Source organism: Bifidobacterium margollesii (assembly GCF_002860355.1).
Lineage (GTDB): Bacteria > Actinomycetota > Actinomycetes > Actinomycetales > Bifidobacteriaceae > Galliscardovia > Galliscardovia margollesii.
Genome location: NZ_NMWU01000076.1, coordinates 1 through 1,128, shown reverse-complemented (window position 1 = coordinate 1,128; position 1,128 = coordinate 1). Strand labels below are relative to the sequence as shown.

Genomic DNA, 1,128 nt, shown 5'->3' with positions numbered 1-1,128 from the left:
CGGTTGCGTTTATGGAATTTGCTTGCTAATATTTAATTTTTGTGAGCTGATGGATTCGGCCTACAGCATTCCTGCGTAGCTCAGTTGGCAGAGCATCCGACTGTTAATCGGACGGTCGCTGGTTCAAGCCCAGCCGCAGGAGCCACCAGGAACCGTGGTCGGGAGTCGCCCGCCACGGTTTTTTCGTTTTCGGGAACATCCATGCTGTTCAAGAGCGAATCATCAATGAGGTGCTCAATGCTCGTGCCGAGAAAGCGCGATGCATTGACAAGATCGATGATCGACCAGCCTGTTCTTCCGGTCATTTTTTGAGACATTGCGGACCGTTTAATACCTAATGCCTCAGCCAGAGCCGTCTGAGAGCGACCTTTTGCCGCCAGTGACACCTTTATGTTAAACGCAATGACGGCTGCCAGACGTTGCTCGGAATCCTTCGTCATTGGACTTGCTGTTGCCGCAGTCATGTTCGCTCCGTTTCCTTTCATACGCGATTTAGCATTCTTAAACGAAGTATATATCCAAAATTTGCGTTTAACAAATCCAATCGCTAATCTTCGTGATTAGGAAAAACGAATAAGGAGAGAATTTGTGAACAATCCGATAAAAATGTGGCTTTCAGCCAACCACATCAGCTATCGACAACTAGCCACGGCAATGGGTCAGTCACCGGCCTCGATCTCATTGAAGGTCAATGGCCAGGTCGGCTGGAATCGCAATGATCTGAAGTTTCTCAAGCAGCGTTACGGCCTGTCCGCGGATTTCGTGCTCGGTTTCAAGACGGGTGATACCACCACGGGCGAGCTGCCCGCGATCAGGAAGGAGGCGTGTGCGTGATGGCGAAGTTGACGATTCCGTTCAGGATCGCGCGCATGATCCGCGAGGGACGCACGATCGAGCAGATCCACATGGACACCGGCCGGCCGATCCCGATGATCCGCATGATCGCCGCCCAGGTAGAACGCGACGACATGCGCCGCGCCCGGAACGCAAGGGAACGGTCCGATGAGTAGGTCACAGGCCATGACGGGGCGCGGCGGCGGGCCGATCGGCCCGCGGGACACGCCCGGCCGGCTCCTGGCCCTGTGCCTGTGCCGGATCGCGTACGCGACGGGCATGCTCGCCGGCATC

2 protein-coding genes and 1 tRNA gene are annotated in these 1,128 nt (G+C 55.3%); all 3 read left to right on the top strand.

What is annotated here, in order from left to right:
* The first annotated feature begins 69 nt into the window (after nt 1–69).
* The 3 genes from Uis1B_RS11735 (at nt 70) to Uis1B_RS12170 (ending at nt 1,010) form a co-directional block, all read left to right on the top strand.
* Nucleotides 70–145: transfer RNA gene (locus Uis1B_RS11735), tRNA-Asn, on the top strand.
* Nucleotides 146–588: 443 nt separating this feature from the next.
* A complete protein-coding gene (locus tag Uis1B_RS11730) occupies nt 589–834 on the top strand; it encodes a helix-turn-helix domain-containing protein (protein WP_207763432.1) in 246 nt (81 codons plus the stop codon).
* Entirely contained in the window at nt 834–1,010 is a 177-nt protein-coding gene (locus tag Uis1B_RS12170) for a hypothetical protein (RefSeq protein ID WP_165782863.1), read from the top strand. The genes Uis1B_RS11730 and Uis1B_RS12170 overlap by 1 nt, the downstream gene beginning before the upstream one ends.
* Nucleotides 1,011–1,128 lie beyond the last annotated feature (118 nt).